The organism is Microbacterium sp. JZ70 (assembly GCF_053903225.1).
Window position 1 is genome coordinate 2,060,095 of sequence record NZ_CP096405.1, and the last position, 20,106, is coordinate 2,080,200.

At 71.4% G+C, this 20,106-nt stretch carries 27 protein-coding genes; 18 read left to right on the forward strand and 9 right to left on the reverse strand.

The features are described from left to right. Positions 1–24: 24 nt before the first annotated feature. Entirely contained in the window at positions 25–1,515 is a 1,491-nt protein-coding gene (locus M1D46_RS09300) for an MFS transporter (protein ID WP_456285044.1), read from the forward strand. Between the two features lie 26 nt (positions 1,516–1,541). Here the strand turns inward: M1D46_RS09300 and M1D46_RS09305 are convergent, their stop codons facing one another. Next, positions 1,542–1,922, reverse strand: a complete 381-nt coding sequence (locus M1D46_RS09305) for a dinucleotide-utilizing enzyme (RefSeq protein ID WP_456285395.1) — start codon at positions 1,920–1,922, stop codon at positions 1,542–1,544. A gap of 138 nt (positions 1,923–2,060) precedes the next feature. Between M1D46_RS09305 and M1D46_RS09310 the strand changes: the two genes are divergently transcribed. After that, positions 2,061–2,501 carry a VOC family protein gene (locus tag M1D46_RS09310; protein ID WP_282979827.1) on the forward strand — a complete coding sequence of 147 codons (441 nt, stop codon included), beginning with the start codon at positions 2,061–2,063 and terminating at the stop codon, positions 2,499–2,501. Between the two features lie 31 nt (positions 2,502–2,532). Then, positions 2,533–3,051, forward strand: coding sequence for a YbhB/YbcL family Raf kinase inhibitor-like protein (locus M1D46_RS09315; protein ID WP_456285396.1), 519 nt, complete (start codon positions 2,533–2,535; stop codon positions 3,049–3,051). On the opposite strand, the gene M1D46_RS09320 is transcribed toward M1D46_RS09315, so the two are convergent. Then, positions 3,048–3,992 (reverse strand): COX15/CtaA family protein, encoded by a 945-nt coding sequence (locus M1D46_RS09320; RefSeq protein WP_421075748.1) that lies wholly within the window; start codon positions 3,990–3,992, stop codon positions 3,048–3,050. The genes M1D46_RS09315 and M1D46_RS09320 overlap by 4 nt on opposite strands. Before the next feature lie 234 nt (positions 3,993–4,226). Between M1D46_RS09320 and sufB the strand changes: the two genes are divergently transcribed. The 7 genes from sufB (at position 4,227) to M1D46_RS09355 (ending at position 10,910) form a co-directional block, all read left to right on the forward strand. Next, entirely contained in the window at positions 4,227–5,645 is a 1,419-nt protein-coding gene (gene sufB / locus M1D46_RS09325) for a Fe-S cluster assembly protein SufB (RefSeq protein WP_271174055.1), read from the forward strand. Next, positions 5,646–6,857 (forward strand): Fe-S cluster assembly protein SufD, encoded by a 1,212-nt coding sequence (sufD, locus tag M1D46_RS09330; RefSeq protein WP_271174056.1) that lies wholly within the window; start codon positions 5,646–5,648, stop codon positions 6,855–6,857. Further along, positions 6,854–7,180 (forward strand): non-heme iron oxygenase ferredoxin subunit, encoded by a 327-nt coding sequence (locus M1D46_RS09335; RefSeq protein ID WP_271174057.1) that lies wholly within the window; start codon positions 6,854–6,856, stop codon positions 7,178–7,180. Before sufD ends, M1D46_RS09335 begins: the two co-directional genes overlap by 4 nt. 1 nt (position 7,181) lies before the next feature. Beyond that, a complete protein-coding gene (sufC, locus tag M1D46_RS09340) occupies positions 7,182–7,952 on the forward strand; it encodes a Fe-S cluster assembly ATPase SufC (RefSeq protein WP_271174058.1) in 771 nt (256 codons plus the stop codon). Between the two features lie 9 nt (positions 7,953–7,961). Next, complete coding sequence (locus tag M1D46_RS09345; protein WP_271174059.1) at positions 7,962–8,291, forward strand: metal-sulfur cluster assembly factor; 330 nt, start codon at positions 7,962–7,964, stop codon at positions 8,289–8,291. A gap of 64 nt (positions 8,292–8,355) precedes the next feature. Next, complete coding sequence (locus M1D46_RS09350; RefSeq protein WP_282979832.1) at positions 8,356–9,510, forward strand: MalY/PatB family protein; 1,155 nt, start codon at positions 8,356–8,358, stop codon at positions 9,508–9,510. Further along, positions 9,507–10,910 (forward strand): MFS transporter, encoded by a 1,404-nt coding sequence (locus M1D46_RS09355; RefSeq protein WP_456285397.1) that lies wholly within the window; start codon positions 9,507–9,509, stop codon positions 10,908–10,910. The genes M1D46_RS09350 and M1D46_RS09355 overlap by 4 nt, the downstream gene beginning before the upstream one ends. Positions 10,911–10,916: 6 nt before the next feature. Here M1D46_RS09355 and M1D46_RS09360 read toward each other — a convergent pair whose 3' ends face one another. Beyond that, positions 10,917–11,468, reverse strand: coding sequence for a TetR family transcriptional regulator (locus M1D46_RS09360; RefSeq protein ID WP_282979835.1), 552 nt, complete (start codon positions 11,466–11,468; stop codon positions 10,917–10,919). A gap of 72 nt (positions 11,469–11,540) precedes the next feature. Here M1D46_RS09360 and M1D46_RS09365 point away from each other — a divergent pair, with 72 nt between their 5' ends. The 5 genes from M1D46_RS09365 to M1D46_RS09385 all read left to right on the forward strand — a co-directional run bounded on the left by M1D46_RS09365 (position 11,541) and on the right by M1D46_RS09385 (position 15,444). Continuing rightward, positions 11,541–12,134 (forward strand): biotin transporter BioY, encoded by a 594-nt coding sequence (locus tag M1D46_RS09365; RefSeq protein ID WP_456285398.1) that lies wholly within the window; start codon positions 11,541–11,543, stop codon positions 12,132–12,134. Then, complete coding sequence (locus M1D46_RS09370; protein ID WP_282979837.1) at positions 12,127–12,834, forward strand: energy-coupling factor ABC transporter ATP-binding protein; 708 nt, start codon at positions 12,127–12,129, stop codon at positions 12,832–12,834. The genes M1D46_RS09365 and M1D46_RS09370 overlap by 8 nt, the downstream gene beginning before the upstream one ends. After that, complete coding sequence (locus M1D46_RS09375; protein WP_456285399.1) at positions 12,831–13,424, forward strand: CbiQ family ECF transporter T component; 594 nt, start codon at positions 12,831–12,833, stop codon at positions 13,422–13,424. Before M1D46_RS09370 ends, M1D46_RS09375 begins: the two co-directional genes overlap by 4 nt. After that, positions 13,424–13,753 carry a CHY zinc finger protein gene (locus M1D46_RS09380; RefSeq protein ID WP_456285400.1) on the forward strand — a complete coding sequence of 110 codons (330 nt, stop codon included), beginning with the start codon at positions 13,424–13,426 and terminating at the stop codon, positions 13,751–13,753. The genes M1D46_RS09375 and M1D46_RS09380 overlap by 1 nt, the downstream gene beginning before the upstream one ends. A 92-nt stretch (positions 13,754–13,845) precedes the next feature. Continuing rightward, entirely contained in the window at positions 13,846–15,444 is a 1,599-nt protein-coding gene (locus M1D46_RS09385; RefSeq protein ID WP_282979842.1) for an ABC-F family ATP-binding cassette domain-containing protein, read from the forward strand. Between the two features lie 31 nt (positions 15,445–15,475). Here the strand turns inward: M1D46_RS09385 and M1D46_RS09390 are convergent, their stop codons facing one another. The 3 genes from M1D46_RS09390 to M1D46_RS09400 are packed head-to-tail and all read right to left on the reverse strand — an operon-like array spanning position 15,476 to position 16,913. Then, positions 15,476–16,303, reverse strand: a complete 828-nt coding sequence (locus tag M1D46_RS09390) for an SURF1 family cytochrome oxidase biogenesis protein (RefSeq protein ID WP_456287157.1) — start codon at positions 16,301–16,303, stop codon at positions 15,476–15,478. After that, on the reverse strand, positions 16,303–16,530 hold the full coding sequence (locus M1D46_RS09395; protein WP_456285052.1) for a hypothetical protein: 228 nt from the start codon (positions 16,528–16,530) through the stop codon (positions 16,303–16,305). Before M1D46_RS09395 ends, M1D46_RS09390 begins: the two co-directional genes overlap by 1 nt. Continuing rightward, positions 16,527–16,913 (reverse strand): DUF3099 domain-containing protein, encoded by a 387-nt coding sequence (locus tag M1D46_RS09400; RefSeq protein ID WP_456285053.1) that lies wholly within the window; start codon positions 16,911–16,913, stop codon positions 16,527–16,529. Before M1D46_RS09400 ends, M1D46_RS09395 begins: the two co-directional genes overlap by 4 nt. 109 nt (positions 16,914–17,022) lie before the next feature. Between M1D46_RS09400 and fabG the strand changes: the two genes are divergently transcribed. Next, on the forward strand, positions 17,023–17,733 hold the full coding sequence (gene fabG, locus M1D46_RS09405) for a 3-oxoacyl-ACP reductase FabG (RefSeq protein ID WP_271174071.1): 711 nt from the start codon (positions 17,023–17,025) through the stop codon (positions 17,731–17,733). A 9-nt stretch (positions 17,734–17,742) separates the two neighbouring features. Here fabG and serB read toward each other — a convergent pair whose 3' ends face one another. Next, positions 17,743–18,378 (reverse strand): phosphoserine phosphatase SerB, encoded by a 636-nt coding sequence (serB, locus tag M1D46_RS09410; protein WP_456285054.1) that lies wholly within the window; start codon positions 18,376–18,378, stop codon positions 17,743–17,745. 58 nt (positions 18,379–18,436) lie between these two features. Between serB and M1D46_RS09415 the strand changes: the two genes are divergently transcribed. Both M1D46_RS09415 and M1D46_RS09420 read left to right on the forward strand, forming a co-directional pair. After that, positions 18,437–19,234 (forward strand): ABC transporter ATP-binding protein, encoded by a 798-nt coding sequence (locus M1D46_RS09415; protein ID WP_282979847.1) that lies wholly within the window; start codon positions 18,437–18,439, stop codon positions 19,232–19,234. A 72-nt stretch (positions 19,235–19,306) separates the two neighbouring features. Next, complete coding sequence (locus M1D46_RS09420; protein WP_271174074.1) at positions 19,307–19,561, forward strand: type B 50S ribosomal protein L31; 255 nt, start codon at positions 19,307–19,309, stop codon at positions 19,559–19,561. A gap of 55 nt (positions 19,562–19,616) precedes the next feature. Here M1D46_RS09420 and M1D46_RS09425 read toward each other — a convergent pair whose 3' ends face one another. Then, a complete protein-coding gene (locus M1D46_RS09425) occupies positions 19,617–19,820 on the reverse strand; it encodes a hypothetical protein (RefSeq protein ID WP_456285401.1) in 204 nt (67 codons plus the stop codon). A 54-nt stretch (positions 19,821–19,874) separates the two neighbouring features. Further along, the gene (locus M1D46_RS09430; protein ID WP_271174076.1) at positions 19,875–20,090 is read right to left on the reverse strand and encodes an SCO4848 family membrane protein; all 216 of its coding nucleotides are present in this window, start codon (positions 20,088–20,090) and stop codon (positions 19,875–19,877) included. Between the last annotated feature and the right edge of the window lie 16 nt (positions 20,091–20,106).

Sequence of the window (20,106 nt, forward strand, 5' to 3'; positions counted from 1 at the left end):
CGCGCAGGGGTAGCGTTCTGAGTGATGACGAACCCTCCCGCGCAGCCGCCGACCCGCTCCATCCCGATCTCCGACCGCCGCCGGTGGGAGGCGTTCTGGGTCTGCGTGAGCGTGTCGGGCTTCACGATCCTCGACATCTCGAAGGTCAACGTCGCGCTCCCTGCGATCGAGACGGCCTTCGGCGCCGGATCGACCGAGCTCCAGCTCGTCGTCTCGGGATACATCCTCGCGTTCGGGCTCGTGCTCGTGCCGATGGGTCGCCTCGGCGACCAGCGGTCCCGCAAGTCGCTCCTGCTCATCGGCCTCGTGCTCTTCACGCTGTCGAGCGCCGCGTGCGCGCTCGCGGGCGACATCTGGGTGCTGCTGGCAGCGCGGCTCCTGCAGGGCGTGGCAGCGGGCATCCAGATGCCGCAGGTGATGGGCACCATCCAGCAGCTGTTCACGGGCAGGGAGCGCGGCACCGCCTTCGGTCTCTTCGGCGCGATGATCGGCCTCGCCACGGCCTTCGGCCCCACGATCGGCGGCCTCCTCATCGCGGTCGGCGGGGAGGCCGACGGATGGCGATGGATCTTCTGGATGAACGTCCCCCTGTTCGCGATCGCCTTCGGGCTCGTCCTGTGGCTGCTGCCGGAGCTGCGCAGGCCGAGCCGCGACCCGGTCTCGCTCGACCCCGTGGGCGTGCTCCTCTTCGGCGTCGCGGTCGTCGCGCTCATGCTGCCCTTCCTCTTCACGACGGGCTCGCCCGACGACGCCCCCGAGCGGTGGTGGACGCTCGTCGTCTTCGTGCTGTTCGCGGCCGCCTTCGTCGCGTGGGAGCGCGGATACGAGCGCAGGGGCGGCTCGCCCCTCATCACGCTGCGCCTGTTCCGCGTGTCGTCGTTCCGCAACGGCACGATCATCATGGCCGCGTACTTCACGGGCCTGCCCGCCCTGTTCCTGCTCACGACCCTCTTCCTGCAGACCGGCCTCGGCGTGTCCGCGCTGCACGCCGGCATGGTCACGATCGGGTTCGCCCTCGCGAGCGCCGTCTCGTCGTGGTTCGGCGGTCAGCTCGTCGGGCGCTTCGGGCGCCCCGTGGTCGTCGTCGGCCTCGTCCTCGTGCTCGCGACGGTCGTCGGGCTCGCCGTGACCGCGCTGTTCATCCCGCCGGCCGCCACGCCCTGGGCGATGGCCGCGGTGATGGTCGTGGGCGGCCTCGGCGGCGGCATGGTCATCTCGCCCAACCAGACGCTCACTCTGGCCGAGATCCCGCCCGTGCAGGGCGGCGTCGCCGGATCGATCGGACAGCTCGGACAGCGCGTCGGCACCGCGATCGGCACGGCGGTCGGTCTCTCGCTCTTCTACGCGACGATCTACCGCGAGACGGCCGAGAAGCCGGCGCTCGAGGTGTACCACGACGCCTACGCGATCGGGCTCATGTCGGTCGCGCTCTTCGTCGCGGTCGCGTTCGCGGTCGCCCTCATCGACATGGGGTCGCGGTTGCGCCGCGACCGGTCGGGAGCCGGAGAGGCCTGAGCCGCCCCGGCACCCGACCTGCGCCCTCAGCGGATCTCGGCGGGCTCCGAGACGGCCGGCGCGGTGTGCACGTGCGCGGCGGGCGCGTCGTCGATGGGCTCGTCCTCGGCGGACACCGCCGGGGCCTGCGCTTCGGCGGCGCGCGGCGCGACGAGGGCCTTCGCGGCGGCGAGGGCGAGCGCGAGGATCAGCCCGACGGCGCCCGCGCCCACGAGCCCCGCAGCGAGGGTGATCCAGGCCTGGCCGACGTACACCTCCACCCCGGTCGCCGTGCCGTTCAGGAGCATCTCCTCCATGGTGCCGATGCGGGGCAGGGACAGCGCGAGGCCGCCCGCGATCGCGAGCACGGATGCGAGCACGAGCGTCCAGTACGCGGCGCTGCGGGTGAGACGGGCGGGGTGAGTCATGATCCTCCTCTGTGCGCCGCATCTCGGCGCGGGGTCCACCCTCGCGACCTGGCCAGGGCGCGGCCGATGCGCGGGCTATGCGTCCTCTGTGAACCGCGGCCCTGGTGGTGGCGCCCTCGCGGGCCTATCGTGCCGCCCATGGGCATCAGGATGGAGAACGTCGGCATCGCCGTCCGCGACCTCGAGGAGGCGATCGCGTTCTTCCGCGATCTCGGCCTCGCCGTCATCGGGCGCGACGAGGTGAGCGGCGAATGGGCGGACACGGCGGTGGGACTCGACGGCAACCACGCGCGGATCGCGATGCTCGAGACGCCGGATGGGAGCGGACGGCTCGAGCTCTTCGAGTACCTCCACCCCGATGCGCTCGAGACGGAGCCGACCCTCCCGAACGAGATCGGGATGCACCGCGTCGCGTTCTCGGTCGACGACCTCGATGCGGCGCTCGAGATCGCCGCCCGGCACGGCTGTCGCCCGCTGCGCGGTGTCGCGGACTACCAGGGGGTCTACCGCCTGACCTACCTGCGCGGCCCGAGCGGCATCCTCGTGATGCTCGCGGAGGAGCAGCGGCGCTCTCGCTAGTCTGGACGCCACGCCGATCGGAAGGAGTCCTGTGTTCTCATACGATCCGTACGCCGAGCTCGCGACGCTGCGCAGCTTCGCGCCGCTCGCGCTCACGAGCACCGACATCGCCGAGGGGCAGCCGCTGCCTCTCGCGCAGTGGGGATCCGCCGGCGGCGGCTCCGACACGTCGCCCCAGCTCAGCTGGTCGGGCGCGCCGGAGGGAACGCGGTCGTACGCCGTGTCGTGCTTCGACCCGGATGCGCCCACGGGCGCCGGCTACTGGCACTGGGCGGTCTACGACGTGCCCGCCGACGTGACGTCGTTCGCGACGGGCGAGGCGGGGCGCACGCCCGGCATCACCCTGCGCAACGAGGCGGGGGTCCCCGGCTACATCGGCGCGGGGCCGCCTCCGGGCACGGGGGTCCACCGCTACTTCTTCGTCGTGGACGCCCTCGACGTCGAGCACCTCGACATCACGTCGGACGCGACGCCGTCGATCCTCGGCTTCCAGCGTCATTTCCACTCGCTGGCCCGCGGCATCCTCGTCGCGACGGCGACGAGCGACTAGTCGCGGGGGAGCGCAGCAGGGGTCTTCATCCGCAGCACGACCACCGTGAACGTCGCGGCCGACAGCGCGGCGAGCACCATGTGGATGCCGACGAGCAGCTCGGGCAGGCCGTTCCTCGCCTGGATCACGCCCACGAGGATCTGCACGCCGATCGCGAGCAGCAGCACGGCCATCCAGCGGCGCGTCGGCAGGCGGAGCGTCCAGGCGGCCGCGAGGAGCACGACGACGAGCCCGAGCAGGATGTAGCCGGGCCAGGAGTGCACGTGGGCGAGGACCGTCGCGTCGAACCCGCGGCGGATCACCTCGGCGTCGCCCGAGTGCGGGCCGGAGCCGGTCGTCAGGACGCCGAAGAGGATCGTCACCGCGAGCACGAGGGACGTGACGTGCGTGAGGATCAGGTACCAGCGGGGGACCGCGAGGCTGCGCGGTCCCGGTGCGTCGTATGCGCGGACGAGGAACGCCGCGGTCAGGCACACGAGGGTGAGCGACGCGGCGTAGTGGAAGCCGACGATGAAGGGGTTCAGCCCCGTCCACACGGTGATGCCGCCGACCACGGCCTGCGCGACGATGCCGCCGAGCACGATCGCCGCGAGCGCGAACAGGTCGCGGCGCTCGGTGCGCATCCGCCACACGAGCACGAGCACGGCGAGGGCGACGAGGCCGACGACGCCCGTCATCGTGCGGTTGCCGAACTCGATGAGTCCGTGCACGCCCATCTCCGGGGTCGGAACGAGTGACTCCGGCGTGCACAGCGGCCACTCCGAGCAGCCCAGGCCCGACCCCGTGAGGCGCACGGCGCCGCCCGTGCCGATGATGACCGTCTCGGCGATGAACGACAGCCAGGCCGCGACGCGCACGCGCGCGTCGACCGCGGTCGGAAGCCAGGAGACGAACCGCGTGCGCAGGTCGGCGGCGGCGGATGGTGCGGTGTCGGCGGGCATGGCGAGGCGCCTCCTGCGGTTCGCCTGAGCGTCCGGCGCGAACGGCGCCGAACGAGGCGGAACCTGTAGAATCGTGGGTGACTGAGGATGCGGGCGCGTGCGCTCAGCGCATCCACTAACAGTGTAGGCGCGAGCGATCGCGCCGGAAGCCGGGTCCCACAGACGGCCGCTCCGCTCCGAGCGACCGGGGCGGATGACACCGCTGCGAGACCCCTGAGGAGAGTGTGAAGCGTCATGTCTGATGTGCTGATCGACCGCCCCGAGCTCGAAGGACTGGGGGTGTACGAGTTCGGATGGCACGATGCCGACGCGGCTGGCGCGAGCGCCAGGCGCGGCCTCAGCGAGGCCGTCGTGCGCGACATCTCGGCCCTCAAGAGCGAGCCGGAATGGATGCTCAAGAACCGTCTCAAGGGCCTGCAGCTCTTCGGACGCAAGCCGATGCCGACGTGGGGCGCCGACCTCAGCGAGATCGACTTCGACAACATCAAGTACTTCGTCCGCTCCACCGAGAAGCAGGCGCAGTCCTGGGAGGACCTCCCCGAGGACATCAAGAACACGTACGAGCGCCTCGGCATCCCCGAGGCCGAGCGCCAGCGCCTCGTCGCGGGCGTCGCGGCTCAGTACGAGTCGGAGGTCGTGTACCACCAGATCCGCGAGGACCTGGAGGCGCAGGGCGTCATCTTCATGGACACCGACACCGCACTGCGCGAGCACCCCGAGTTCTTCGAGGAGTACTTCGGCACGGTCATCCCGGCCGGCGACAACAAGTTCGCCGCGCTGAACACGGCCGTCTGGTCGGGCGGCTCGTTCGTCTACGTGCCCAAGGGCGTCCACGTCGAGATCCCGCTCCAGGCCTACTTCCGCATCAACACGGAGAACATGGGCCAGTTCGAGCGGACGCTCATCATCGCCGACGAGGACTCGTACGTCCACTACATCGAGGGCTGCACCGCTCCCATCTACAAGAGCGACTCGCTGCACTCGGCGGTCGTCGAGATCATCGTGAAGAAGAACGCCCGCGTGCGCTACACGACGATCCAGAACTGGTCGAACAACGTCTACAACCTCGTCACCAAGCGCGCGATCGCGCACGAGGGCGCGACGATGGAGTGGATCGACGGCAACATCGGCTCCAAGGTGACGATGAAGTACCCGTCGATCTTCCTCATGGGCGAGCGCGCCAAGGGCGAGACCCTCTCGGTCGCCTTCGCGGGCCCCGGCCAGCACCAGGACGCCGGCGCGAAGATGATCCACATGGCGCCGTACACGCAGTCGTCGATCGTCTCGAAGTCGATCGCCCGCGGCGGCGGCCGCGCCGGCTACCGCGGCGAGGTGCGCGTCGACGCGAACGCGCACCACTCGGCGAACACCGTGCGCTGCGACGCGCTCCTGGTCGACACGATCTCGCGCAGCGACACCTATCCGGCGATCGACATCCGCGTCGACGACGTGCAGCTCGGCCACGAGGCGACCGTCTCGAAGGTCAGCGAGGAGCAGCTGTTCTACCTCATGAGCCGCGGCCTCCCCGAGGACGAGGCGATGGCCATGATCGTGCGCGGGTTCATCGAGCCGATCGCGCGCGAGCTGCCCATGGAGTACGCACTGGAGCTCAACAAGCTCATCGAGATGGGCATGGAAGGATCGGTCGGCTAGATGACGACCCCGACGCAGGCGCCGGAGCAGACGGCGCAGGACACGCACGCTCACGTGGACCCGGCCGCGGCTCTCCGCGACGACGCCGTCGTCCCCGTCCAGACGCGCTCGGAGCGGCTCCGCTCCTACGAGCCGGCCGACTTCGGCACGCCCACGGGCCGCGAGGTCAACTGGAAGCACACGCCCGTCGACCGCATCGCGCCGCTCTTCGCGGTCGCCGACGCGAACGACGGCGTGACCACGACCTTCGTCTCGGGCGGGCAGTACGCCGCGGCACCCCTCGCCGCCGGCACGGCGCCGCGCGGCGAGTTCTTCGAGCCCGAGGACCTGCCGGCCGCCGTGGCCTGGCAGGGGGCCGCCGAGGCGCTGCACATCCGCGTTCCGCGCGAGGAGGAGGTCGCCGAGCCGATCGTCGTCCTCGTCGACGGCCAGGGCGCTGACCGCCGCGCTGACGCGCACATCGTGATCGAGGCGCTCGAGCTGTCGAAGGCCACCGTCGTGCTGCGGCACACGGGCACGGCCCAGTACGCGCAGAACGTCGAGATCCTCGTGCGCGACGGCGCCCAGCTCACGGTCGTCTCGGTGCAGCAGTGGGACGACTCGGCCGTGCACGCCGCTGCCCACCAGGCGCGCGTCGACCGCGATGCGACGCTCCGCCACGTCGTCGTGAGCTTCGGCGGCGGCGTCGTCCGGGTGAACCCGAACGTCGAGCTCGCCGGCCAGGGCGCGAACGGCGAGGTCTACGGCCTCGCCTTCGCCGACGACGGGCAGCACCTCGAGAGCCAGGTCTACCTCTTCCACAAGGGCCCGGAGACGACCGGCGACGTGCTCTACAAGGGCGCGCTGCAGGGCCTCACGGCCCGCTCGGTCTGGATCGGCGACGTGCTCATCGGCCCCGACGCGACCGGGACCGACTCCTACGAGGCGAACCGCAACCTCATCCTCACGAACGGCGCGCGCGCGGACTCGATCCCGAACCTCGAGATCCAGACCGGCGACATCAAGGGCGCCGGCCACGCGTCCGCGACCGGTCGATTCGATGACGAGCAGCTGTTCTACCTCCAGGCGCGCGGCATCACCGAGGCCGAGGCGCGCCGCCTCGTCGTCCTCGGCTTCCTGAACGAGATCGCGCAGAAGATCGACGTGCCGGGCCTGCAGGACGAGCTCGTCGCCGCGATCGAGAAGGAGCTCGCAGACGGGGCGGCGGCATGACCGCGTCCCGTGTGTGCTCGTTCAGCGAGCTCGAGCCGGACACCGCGCTGCGGGTCGTCGTCGACGGCGTGCCGATCGCGGTCGTGCGCGACTCGAACGACGAGGTGCACGCGATCGGCGATGTCTGCACGCACGGCGACATCTCGCTGTCCGAGGGCTTCGTCGAGGGCGAATCGCTCGAGTGCTGGGCCCACGGCTCGGCCTTCTCGCTCCGCACGGGCAAGCCCCTGAACCTCCCCGCTTACGAGCCCGTCCCGGTCTACGTCGTCCAGATCGACGGCGACGACGTGCTCATCGACCCGAATGTGAAGAAGGAAATCTGAAATGGCAGTCCTCGAGATCCGCGACCTGCACGTGACGGTCGAGACCGATGAGGGTACGACGCCCATCCTCAACGGCGTCAACCTCACCGTGAAGACGGGCGAGACCCACGCGATCATGGGCCCCAACGGCTCGGGCAAGTCGACCCTCGCGTCGACCATCGCCGGTCACCCGAAGTACACCGTGACCTCCGGCTCGATCACGCTCGACGGCGAGGACGTCCTCGAGATGTCGGTCGACGAGCGCGCCCGCGCCGGCTTGTTCCTCGCGATGCAGTACCCGGTCGAGATCCCCGGCGTGACGGTGACGAACTTCCTCCGCACCGCCAAGACCGCGCTCGACGGCGAGGCGCCGGCGATCCGCACGTGGACCAAGCAGGTCAAGGAGGGCATGAAGAACCTCCGGATGGACGACAGGTTCGCGCAGCGCAACGTCAACGAGGGCTTCTCGGGCGGCGAGAAGAAGCGCCACGAGATCCTCCAGCTCGAGCTCCTCAAGCCGCAGCTGGCCATCCTCGACGAGACCGACTCGGGGCTCGACGTCGACGCGCTCAAGATCGTCTCGGAGGGCGTGAACCGCGCCAAGGAGAACACCGGCCTCGGCGTCCTCCTCATCACGCACTACACGCGCATCCTCCGCTACATCAAGCCGGACTTCGTGCACGTCATGGTCAAAGGCCAGGTCGTCGAGGAGGGCGGGCCGGAGCTCGCCGAGCGCCTCGAGAACGAGGGCTACGACCGGTACTTCGCCCCCGGCGAGCCGATCGAGGCGTAGGCTCGCGACATGTCCGCGACCCTCACCCCGGAGAAGTACGACGAGGTCATCGAGGCCCTCAAGGAGGTCATGGACCCCGAGCTCGGCGTCAACGTCGTCGACCTCGGGCTCATCTACGACCTCGCGTGGGACGACGAGAACGACGCGCTCGTCATCCACATGACGCTCACGAGCGCCGGGTGCCCGCTGACCGACGTGCTCGAGGAGCAGACTGCCCAGGCCCTCGACGGCGTGGTCGACCGCTTCCGCATTAACTGGGTGTGGATGCCGCCGTGGGGTCCCGAGCGGATCACCGACGACGGGCGCGACATGATGCGCGCCCTCGGATTCGCGATCTGAGACCGACCGACACGGAACGACCCGGAGCCGCGGCTCCGGGTCGTTCCGCGTCTAGGCTCGAAGGGTGACCACCCCCCTCGACGCCCTGCCCCTGGAGACCCTGCGCACCCGAACGAGCACGAAGTGGGCGACGTACCCCGCCGACGTCCTGCCGCTCTTCGTGGCCGAGACGGACTTCCCGCTCGCCCCGGCCATCTCGCAGGCGCTCACCGCGGCGGTCGAGCGCGGCGACACGGGGTACGTGCCCCCGCGCACGCGCTATCCGGAGGCGTTCGCGGGCTTCGCGAGCCGCCGCTACGGCTGGGAGGTCGATCCCGCGCGCGTGCGCACGACGTGCGACGTCATGATGGGCGTCGCCGAGGCCATCCGCGCGGTGGCCGCCCCCGGCGAGGGCGTCATCGTCACGCCGCCGGTCTACCCGCCCTTCTTCGCGGTGCACGAGGAGTCGGCCACCGAGGCCATCCGCGTCCCCCTGGTTCGCACCGACGCCGGCTGGCAGCTCGACCTCGACGGCATCGACGCGGCGTTCGCGGCCGGCGCGAAGGCCATCCTGCTCTGCAACCCGCACAATCCGACCGGCACGGTGCACGCGCGCGAGGCGCTCGCGGAGCTGGCCGAGATCGCCGCGCGCCACGGCGCGTGGGTGATCAGCGATGAGATCCACGCGCCGCTCGTGCTGCCCGGCGCGGAGTACACGCCGTTCCTCGCGGCGAGCGAGACGGCGGCCGAGGTCGGCATCGCCCTCACGAGCGCGAGCAAGGCGTTCAACCTCGCGGGGCTCAAATGCGCGCATTTCGTCACGGCCTCCGACGCCGCGCACGCCGTCGTGAGCCGGATCCCCATGGAGGTCGAGTGGCGCACGGGGCTGTTCGGCATCCTCGCGGGGATCGCGGCGTTCGAGGACGGCGACGGATGGCTGGACGCCCTGATCGCGCGACTCGACGCCAACCGCGCCCTGCTCGCGGACCTGCTCGCGGAGCACGTGCCCGGCGCGCGCTATCTGCCGGGCGACGCCGGCTTCCTCGCCTGGGTCGACCTCGGCGCGCTCGGATGGGGCGACGACCCGTCGCGGCGCATCCTCAAGGACGCGAAGGTCGCGCTCAACCCCGGACCGTCCTTCGGCGCGGAGGGCGCGGGATTCGCGCGCATCAACTACGGCACCGGACCGGAGATCCTCGAGGCGGCCATCCGGCGCATCGGCGCGCTCATCGCGTCGTGAGCGGGGTCGATCCCCGCGCCGCCGCATCGGGGCAGGTGCCGGTCGTGCCCGCGACCGCAGGGCCGAGCATCTGGCGGAGGCCGTACCTCCTCACGACGCTCGGCGCGGTGGCGCTCATCTTCCTCGCCGCGCTCCAGTCCCTCGCCGTCACGACGGTGATGCCGGTCGTGGCGAGCGACCTGAACGGCGAGGCGCTGTACGCCGTCGCGTTCTCGGGCACGTTCGCGACCGCGGTGATCGGGATGGTCGCGGCTGGCGCGTGGTCGGATCGGACGGGGCCCGTCGCGCCGCTCTTCACAGCCGCGCTGTTCTTCGTCGCGGGCCTTGCGATCGACGCGCTCGCGGGCGACATGACGACGCTCGTCGTCGGGCGGCTCATCATGGGGCTCGGCTCGGGCGGCCAGGTCGTGGCGCTCTACGTCGTCGTCGCACGCGTCTTCCCCGCGCAGGTGCAGGGCCGGGTCATGGCGGCGTTCTCGGCCGCGTGGATCGTCCCCTCGCTCGTCGGCCCGGTGCTCGCGGGCGCCGTTGCCCAGTATCTCCACTGGCGGTGGGTCTTCGCGGGGATCGCGATCCTCACGGTCGCGGCCTTCGCGATGATCGCGCCCAGCCTGCGGGGCCTTCGCACGTCGCCGGAGGAGCCGCACATGGGCGGCATCGCGCGACGCCTCCTGTTCGCGGTCGTCGTCGCGGTCGGGGCCCTCGCGCTCAGCCTCTCCGGCGAGATCGAGGGGGCGCTCGGCTGGCTCGCGGCGGCCGCATCGCTCCTCGTCGTCGCGGCGGCCATCCTGCCGCTCCTGCCGGCGCGGACGATCCGCCTCGCTCGCGGACTGCCGAGCGTCATCGTGATGCGCGGGCTCATCGCGGGTGCGCTCTTCGGCGCCGAGATCTACGTGCCGTACCTGCTCATCGACCGCTTCGGGTTCTCTCCGACGACGGCGGGGGCCGGTCTCACCGTCGCGGCGCTCACCTGGGCTGCGTCGGCGGAGCTGTCGGGGCGATTCGGAGATCGGATGGGGAACCGCCGCATCGCGTTGCTGGGCGCCGCCCTGCTCGCGGTCGCCCTCACCGCGTGCATGCTCACGGCCGCGCTCGGCCTGCCGGCCTGGGTGCCGATCGGCTTCTGGGGCTTCGCGGGACTCGGCATGGGCCTCGTCTACCCTCGGCTCACCGTGCTCACGATCGCCTACTCATCGGCTCGGAACCAGGGGTTCAACTCCTCGGCGCTCCAGATCAGCGATTCGGTGGGGGCGTCGGCGACGATGGCGGTCATGGGGCTCGCGTTCACGGCCCTCGGGGGCGCGTCGGGCGCGTTCGCCGCGGTCTTCGGCATCGGGCTCCTGCTTGCGCTGGCCGCGCTCGTCCCCGGGCTGCGCCTGGGCCACGCGCGCGAGGTCTGAGCGCGCTCAGCCGGCGCCGAGACCCGCGAGGATCACCGCGACGCCGTGCCGGAAGTCGGCATCCGCCGCGTCGGCGCCGTCACCCGGCACGACACCCAGCTCCGCGGCCTGCAGCCGCTGCTGCACGAGCGACGCGTGCCCGAGGACGAACGGGAGCAGGATGGCGGCCCCGCGGTCGGCGTCGTCCTGCGGGAGCGTCCGGGCGAGCGCCTCGGCGAGCCGTCGGCGGGGGGCGTCCTCGCCGAGCGCGAGCGCCTGCGTGCTCAGCACGACCTCGGCGCCGTCGCGATGCGCGAGAAGCGCGTCGCGCAGGGCGAGCGCGACCTCGGCCGGTGAGGCGTCGTCGTCGACCTCCGCCGCCCGCACGATGCGATCCGCGAGCGCGGCGAGGAGCACCTGCTTGCTGTCGAAGTGCCAGTAAAGCGCGCTGGCGCGCACGTCGAGCTCGGCCGCGAGCCGCCGCATGGTGAGATCGCCCAGTCCGTGGGTGTCGAGGATGCGCAGGGCGGCCTCGACGATGCCGGCGCGATCGTTGCGGGCTGTCGTCGCGTCGGCCATGCCCATGAGTATACTGAACGCCGTTCACGTGAACGCTGTTCAGGACGCGTTCCCCGCCGACAGGAGACCCCCATGACCGTGACGAGCCGTTTCGAGGGCCGCGACATCGCGCGCATCGCCGTGTTCGCCGCTCTCATCATCGCCCTCGGCCTGGTCGGCCCGATCCCGGGCCCGGTCGGCGTGCCGATCACGGCGCAGACGCTGGGCGTGATGCTCGCCGGCGCGGTGCTCGGATGGCGGAACGCGGCCGCCGCGGTGCTCGTGGTCGTCGTGCTGACGGCGGTGGGGCTCCCGGTCCTCGCCGGCGGGCGCGGCGGGCTCGGCGTCTTCGTCGGCCCCACGGCGGGGTATCTGCTCGGCTGGATCCCGGGCGCTGCGGTCGTCGGGCTCATCGCGCACGCGGGCCGTCGCTTCGCGTGGTGGCGGGTGGCCGTCGGCGCCGTCGTCGGCGGGATCGGCGTGATCTACGCGATCGGCGTGCCGGTGCAGGCCCTCGTGATGGGCCTGCCCCTCGGCGATGCTCTCGTCGCGAGCGCCGTGTTCCTGCCGGGCGATCTCATCAAGGCCGCCGTCGCGACGGTGCTCGCGGTCGCGTTGCACCGCGCCTATCCCGTCGCGTTCCCTCGGCGCACGCCGCAGCCCACCCTGCAGGCCGCCGGTGAGTGACGCGCGCGGGGTCATCCGCCTCGATCGCGTGTCGGTCGAGGTCGGCGGCGCGCGCATCCTGCAGGACGTCTCCGTCGAGCTGCCGCAGCGCCGGATCGCGGTGATCGGCGCGAACGGCTCGGGCAAGTCGACGTTCGCTCGGGTGCTCGACGGCCTCGTCGCGCCGACGTCGGGCGTCGTCTCGGTCCACGGCATCGACGTCGTGCGCGAGCCGAAGCGGCTGCGCGAGGCCGTGGGATTCGTGTTCACCGACCCCGACGCGCAGATCCTCATGCCCACTCCGGCCGAGGACGTCGCCCTCTCGCTCAAGGGGAGCGGGCTCTCGCGCGGCGAGGTCGCCGCGGCCGTCGCCCGCGAGCTCGAGCGGCACGGACTCGACGCGCACGCCGACCAGCCCGCCTACAGCCTGTCCGGCGGCCAGAAGCAGCTGCTCGCGCTCGTCTCGGTGCTCATCCGCCGCCCGCGCCTCATCATCGCCGACGAGCCGACGACCCTGCTCGACCTCGGCAACGCGCGTCGCATCGCGGACATCCTCATCGACGAGGTCGTCGCGCAGACCGTGATCGTCACGCACGACCTCGAGCTCGCTGCGCGGTGCGACATCGCGCTCCGGTTCGCGCACGGCCGCCTGATCGAGGTCGGCGAGCCTGACGGCGTGATCGCACGCTACCGAGCGGAGTTCGCGGGGGAGCGCGCGTGATCTCGCTGTACCGGCCCGGCGGCAGCATCATCCATCGGATGCCCGCGGGCGCGAAGCTCGCGGTCATGGCCGCGCTCGCGCTGGCGATCTCGCTGTGGCCGCACACGCCCCTCACCGCGGTCGCCGCGCTGGTCCTCGTCATCGGGCTCTTCGCCCTCGGCGGCTTCGGGCCGCGCGAATGGCTGCGGCAGGTCTGGGCGCTGCGGTGGATCGTCGCCTTCATGGCGGTGACGCAGCTCGTGTTCCTCGGGCCGACGCCGGCGCTCGTCAACACCGTGCGCGTCGCGTCGGTCGTGCTCCTCGCGGCGCTCCTCACGCTCACGACCCGCACGGACGAGCTCCTCGCCGCACTCGAGCGCCTCCTGCGACCGCTCTCGCGGTTCGGCGCGGATCCGTGGCGGATCGCGTTCACGCTCTCCCTCGCGATCGCGCTCGTGCCCGTCGTGGCCGACTTCGCACGGCGCATCCGCGAGGCACAGCGCGCGCGAGGCGTGAGGCTCGGATTCCGGGCCGTGCTGCCGCTGCTCGTGATGTCGCTGCGCCATGCCGACGGCGTGGCCGACGCGCTGACCGCCCGCGGGGTCGCGTGATGCCCGTGCGCGTGGGGGAGCACCTCGTCCACGGCGCGGTCGTCGACGCTCAGACACGGTGCGCGCACTGGCACGGGCCGCGCGACGTCCTCGCCATCCGCTTCCCGTGCTGCCGCCGCTGGTATCCGTGCCACTCCTGCCATGAGGAGGCGGCCGACCATCCGGGCGAGGTGTGGCCAGCGGATGCCGCGGGTGAGCGCGCGCTCCTGTGCGGCCGCTGCGGCGAGACGTCGACCATCGCGGAGTACCTCTCGTCCTCGACGTGCGCCCGCTGCGGCGGGGCCTTCAACGAGCGCTGCCGCCTCCACCACGACCTCTACTTCGCGTAGGCGCCTCTCCCAGGAGGCCGAGCGGCGCCCCCGCCTATACTGGGAGGCTGGCCGTTCGGCCGCAGAACCCCCGGAGAGAAACTGGTGCCGCTGTGCTCGCCGTGCACGACCTCGAGATCCGCGTCGGAGCCCGACTCCTCATGTCGGGAGTGGACTTCCGCGTCGGCCCCGGCGACAAGGTCGGGCTCGTCGGCCGCAACGGGGCGGGCAAGACGACCCTGACGAAGGTGCTCGCCGGCGATCTCATCCCCTCCGACGGCACGGTCACGAAGTCGGGCGAGATCGGCTACCTGCCGCAGGACCCGCGCTCCGGCGACCCCGAGGAGACCGCGCGCACGCGGATCCTCAACGCGCGCGACCTCGGCGACCTGGCCGCGGGCATCCGCGAGTCGTCGGAGCGGATGGCGGATGACGACGCCGCCGTCGCCGAGAAGGCGATGAAGCGCTATGCGCGCCTCATGGAGCGGTTCGAGGCGCTCGGCGGCTACGCCGCCGAGGCGGAGGCCGCGTCGATCGCGCACAACCTGTCGCTTCCCGACCGCATCCTCGATCAGCCCCTCAAGACGCTGTCAGGCGGTCAGCGGCGTCGCATCGAGCTCGCGCGCATCCTGTTCTCCGACGCCGAGACGATGATCCTCGACGAGCCGACGAACCACCTCGACGCCGACAGCGTCATCTGGCTGCGCGAGTTCCTCAAGACCTACAAGGGCGGGCTGATCGTCATCAGCCACGACGTCGAGCTCGTCGGGGAGACCGTCAACCGGGTCTTCTACCTCGACGCGAACCGCCAGGTCATCGACATCTACAACATGGGCTGGAAGCACTACCAGCGCCAGCGGGTCGCCGACGAGGAGCGCCGCAAGAAGGAGCGCGCGAACGCCGAGAAGAAGGCGTCGGTGCTGCAGCAGCAGGCAGCGCGCTTCGGTGCGAAGGCGTCGAAGGCCGCAGCGGCGCACCAGATGGTGGCACGGGCCGAGAAGCTCCTCGCGGGTCTCGAGGAGGTGCGCCAGGAGGACCGGGTCGCCAAGCTCCGCTTCCCGAAGCCCGCGCCGTGCGGCAAGACGCCGCTCATGGCGTCGAGCCTGTCGAAGTCGTACGGCGCACTCGAGATCTTCGCGGGCGTCGACCTCGCGATCGACCGCGGTTCGAAGGTCGTCGTGCTCGGTCTCAACGGCGCCGGCAAGACGACGCTCCTGCGCATCCTCGCGGGTGTCGACAAGAGCGACACGGGACGCATCGAGCCCGGACACGGCCTGAAGATCGGCTACTACGCGCAGGAGCACGAGAACCTCGACGTCAAGCGGTCGGTGCTCGAGAACATGGTCTCGGCGGCACCGAACCTCAACGAGACCGAGGCGCGCAAGGTGCTCGGGTCGTTCCTGTTCACCGGCGATGACGTGCACAAGCCCGCCGGAGTGCTCTCGGGCGGCGAGAAGACGCGGCTCTCGCTCGCGACGCTCGTCGTGTCGTCTGCGAACGTGCTGCTTCTCGACGAGCCCACCAACAACCTCGACCCCGCGTCGCGCGACGAGATCCTCGGAGCGCTCGCGCACTACGAGGGCGCCGTCGTGCTCGTGTCGCATGACGAGGGCGCGGTCGAGGCGCTGAACCCCGAGCGCGTCCTGCTGCTGCCCGATGGCGTCGAGGACATCTGGAACAAGAGCTACCTCGACCTCATCACCCTCGCGTAGGGGCCGGAGTGGCGCTCGCGTAGCGGGCCGTTCAGCGGCCGTCGATGAGGGCGTCCTCCTCGTCGGCGTCGCGATCGCGTCGTCGCGCGCGGCGAGGGGGCGACGGATCGTCGTGGTCCTCGTCACCGAGCGCGTCTTCACGCCGTGCGCGGACCTCGGTGCGGATCATGTAGCCGATGAAGACGAACCCCATGATCGCGAAGAGGATCCACTGGATCGCGTACGACAGGTGCGGCCCCGGGTCGATCTCGGGTGCCTCGAGCGCGTGCGGGCGCGTCGCGGGCGCCGGATCCTCCGAGACCATGAGCCCGTAGGCGTCGACGATCGTGGCGTCGCCCGCGAGCTCCGCGACGGACGGGAGGTGGATGGTCGGGAGCTGCCCCTCGGGCGCGCTGCGGCCGGAGGAGGGGAGCGGCTCGCCCGGCTTGAGGCGCACGGTCACCTCGACCTGCCCCTCGGGCGGGGCCGGGACGGCGTCGGGCAGGGCCCCCTCTCCGGGCGGGAGCCAGCCCCGGTCCACGACGAGGATCCGCCCGTCGTCCACGGCGAACGGCACGAGCACCTCGAACGCACTCGTCCCGCCCTGGGCGCGGTTGCGGACGAGGAGCTGCTCGTCGGCGAGGTACTCGCCCGTGAGGACGACCGGCCGCCACTCGTCGGCCGGGTCGAAGCCCTCGCCGGGCGGGAGGACCTCGTCGAGCGGGGCCGTCGGCGCGTCGTAGTTCCGCTCGATGAGCGCGTTCGCCGCGGACCGCTGCTCGTTGCGGTCGAACTGCCACTGCGACAGGAACGCGCAGGCGACCGCGAAGAGGATGGCGATGAGGACGTACACGCCCCACCGGCCGAGCCGCGAGCGGATCACGAGGGCTCTCCCGTCCCGACGCCCTCGACGACCTCGAGGGGGAAGTCACGGCTCGCGAGGAAGTTCCGCAGGAAGTCGACGTGCGCGTCGCACGCGAGCCAGGTCTTCCGGCGGTCGGCCGCGTGGATCTTCGGATTGCGCCAGAGGATGCTCCACGTCGCGCGCTCGCGGCACCCCGCGCGCGAGCACACGGGCTCGTCGAACCCGCCGCCGAATCCGATCACGCGCGCCCGTCCTCGTCCTCGTCGGCGCGAGCCGGGCCATCCTCTCGGCCGCTCTCGGAGATCCGGAAGACGCCGGGGCTCCCGGGCGCCTCGGAAGGCGTCGAAGTCGCGGGGAGCGCCTGCTGCTCGGGCGCCTGCGCATGCGCGACGCGGCCGGCCTGAGCGGCGTTCGCGATCACGACCGCGATGTAGGGGAGCACGACGGCGCCGATGGCGAAGAGGAACGTGTACCAGCCGTAGGGCACGACGACCACCATGAGGACGAGGCAGAGCGTGCGCACGCCCATCGTCAGGAGGTAGGTGCGCATGCGGTGCGACTCGTCATCGCGGGGAGCGCGATCGAGGGAGGTCGCCGACTGCGGCTGCGGCTTGCGGATCTTCACGGTGCTCTCAGCCTACTTCGCGCCGCCGCGCGCGGGCCGTGAGACGGCGGGAGCGCGGCCCGCATAAGCTGGTCCGGTTCCATCGGCCCAGAACACCGGGAGTCCAGCTGTGACCACTGATCGCGTCGTCCTCGTCACCGGCGGCAACCGCGGCATCGGCCGCGCCATCGCCGAGCGCTTCGTGTCGGAGGGGTACCGGGTCGCCGTCACGGCGCGCAGCGGCGAGGGGCCCGAGGGCGCGCTCACGGTCCGCGCCGACGTGACCGACTCCGCATCGCTCGACGCCGCGTTCACCGAGGTCGAGGAGAAGCTCGGCAACGTCGAGATCCTCGTCGCGAACGCGGGCATCACGAAGGACACGCTCATGCTGCGGATGAGCGAGGAGGACTTCGACGCGGTCGTGGGCACGAACCTCGGCGGGTCGTTCCGGGTCGTCAAGCGCGCGCTCAAGGGGATGATCCGGGCTCGCTTCGGGCGCGTCATCCTCATCTCGAGCGTCGTCGGGCTGTACGGCTCCGCCGGCCAGGTGAACTACGCGTCGTCCAAGAGCGCCCTCGTCGGCTTCGCGCGCTCGCTCACGCGCGAGCTCGGCGCCCGCGGGATCACCTCGAACGTCGTCGCCCCGGGGTTCATCGAGACCGACATGACCGCCGAGCTCCCCGAGGAGACGCAGGCCGAGTACCGCAAGGCCATCCCGCTCGGCCGCTACGGAAGCGCCGACGAGGTCGCGGGCGTCACGGCCTGGCTCGCGTCGGACGCCGCGTCGTACATCTCGGGCGCCGTCATCCCGGTCGACGGCGGACTCGGCATGGGGCACTGAGCCCGCTCGTCACGGCAGCAGCGGGATGACCTCGCGCAGGTCGACCGGACCGATGGCGAGGGGCGCCGCCTGACGCACCGCCGGCTTGGCGTTGAAGGCGATGCCGAGCCCGGCGGCCGCGATCATCCGGAGGTCGTTCGCGCCGTCGCCGATCGCGATCGTGCGGCGGAGGGGCACGTCGTGCTCCTCCGCCCAGGCGCGCAGCGACGCCGCCTTCGCGTCGGCGTCGACGATCGCGCCGTCCACCTCGCCCGTGAGCACGCCGTCCTCGGCTCGCAGCCGGTTCGCGCGCCAGACATCGACGCCCAGGTCGGGTGCGACGGTGTCGAGGATCTCGTGGAACCCGCCCGAGACGACCCCGACCATCCCGCCCCGCTCATGCACGGCGGCGACGAGCTCGCGCACTCCCGGTGTCGGCTCGATGCGCGCGAGCACGCGCGCGAAGGATGCGACCGGCACGCCGGCGAGCGCCTTCACGCGCGACCGCAGGCTCTCGGAGAAGTCGACCTCGCCCCGCATCGCGGCCTCGGTGGCCGCCGCGACCTCGGGGCCGCGACCGGCCTCGTCGGCGATCAGCTCGATCACCTCATTGCGGATGAGCGTGGAATCGGCATCGAGGACGACGAGAAAGCGGGTCACGATCAACGAGGGTAGCGGGCGCGCCACGGACGAGCCGACCCGAGCGCCTCGGTAGGCTGGAGGCATGCTCCCCGTGCTCTCGTTCGACGGCGTCGTGGTGCGCCGCAGTGGTCGCAACATCGTCGACGGCATCAGCTGGACCGTCAACGACGACGAACGCTGGGTCGTCCTCGGCCCCAACGGCGCCGGAAAGACCACCCTCCTGCAGATGGCCGACGCGTACCTGCACCCGACCTCCGGCACCGTCGACATCCTCGACGAGCGCCTCGGGCGCACGGATGTCTTCGAGCTGCGTCCGCGCATCGGCTTCGCCTCGAGCGCGCTCGCCAAGCGGATCCCCGCGGAGGAGACCGTGCTGAACACGGTGCTCACGGCGGCGTACTCGGTCACCGGCCGGTGGAACGAGGAGTACGAGGGGATCGACGAGCGCCGCGCCCTGCGCGTGCTCGCCGAGTGGCGACTCGACCACCTCGCCGACCGCGAGTTCGGCACGCTCAGCGACGGGGAGCAGAAGCGCGTGCAGATCGCCCGCGCGATCATGACCGACCCCGAGCTGCTCCTCCTGGATGAGCCCACGGCGAGCCTCGACCTCGGAGCGCGCGAGGTCCTCCTCGAGCTCCTCAGCGGCTACGCGGCCGCTCCCGGGACGCCGGCGATGATCATGGTGACGCACCACGTCGAGGAGATCCCCGTCGGCTTCACGCACGTGCTCCTGCTGCGCGACGGCAAGGCGGTGGCCGCGGGCCCGATCCGCGACACGCTCACGGCCGAGAACCTCACCGCGACGTTCGGTCTCGACATCACGGTCGCCGAGCAGGACGGACGGTACGCCGCTCGCGCGGTGTCCGCGTCCGACGTCTGATAAGCTTGGGCTTTGGTGCTTCTGCGCCCGCAGACTTTCTCATCCGATCGAATCGATCCCGCAAGGACAACCATGAAGACTGACATCCACCCGACGTACCAGCCGGTCGTTTTCCGTGACCTCGGCTCGGGCGAGACCTTCCTCACCCGTTCGACCGCCACGAGCGACAAGACGATCGAGCTCGACGGCGTCGAGTACCCCGTCATCGACGTGGAGATCTCGTCGGCGTCGCACCCGTTCTACACGGGCAAGCAGCGCATCATGGACTCGGCCGGCCGCGTCGAGAAGTTCAACCAGCGCTTCAAGGGCTTCGGCGGCTCCAAGTAAGTCGTCTCGTCCACGAGGAAAGGCCCCGCTTCGGCGGGGCCTTTCCTTGTCTCGGTCACTCGTCGATCTCGATCGTGACGGTGCCGTCGTCGAAGTCGATGACGCCCGGGCCCTTGTCCGGAGAAGGCGCGGGGACGGGCACGATCTGGAGAGCGTGCCACGCCTGATCCGCTTCGTGCGCGCTGGGGCGCCAGAGGGCGTCGAACCCGCCGGCGATGGCGGAGACGGGGTACTTGCGACGCAGGCGATCATCGTCCATGGGCTCACCCTAGGCGGTCCGTCGGGCGGCGGCGAGGTCGCGCACCCGCCGGAGTCAGGCGACGAGCGCCCAGACGCCGGCGACCGCGGAGGCGGCCGCGAGCACGAGGGCGGCGCCGATGAGCACGGCGTGCACGGTGTAGAAGGCCGTCCTGCGGCCCTGCTCATCGCGTGCACGGGGGTCCGCTGTCACCCGCTTCCAGAAGCGCGGCCACACCACGACGTTGAAGACGGCGTTGACGAGGAGCAGCACGGCGAGGAGGACGGTCACCCTGCGAGTCTACGAG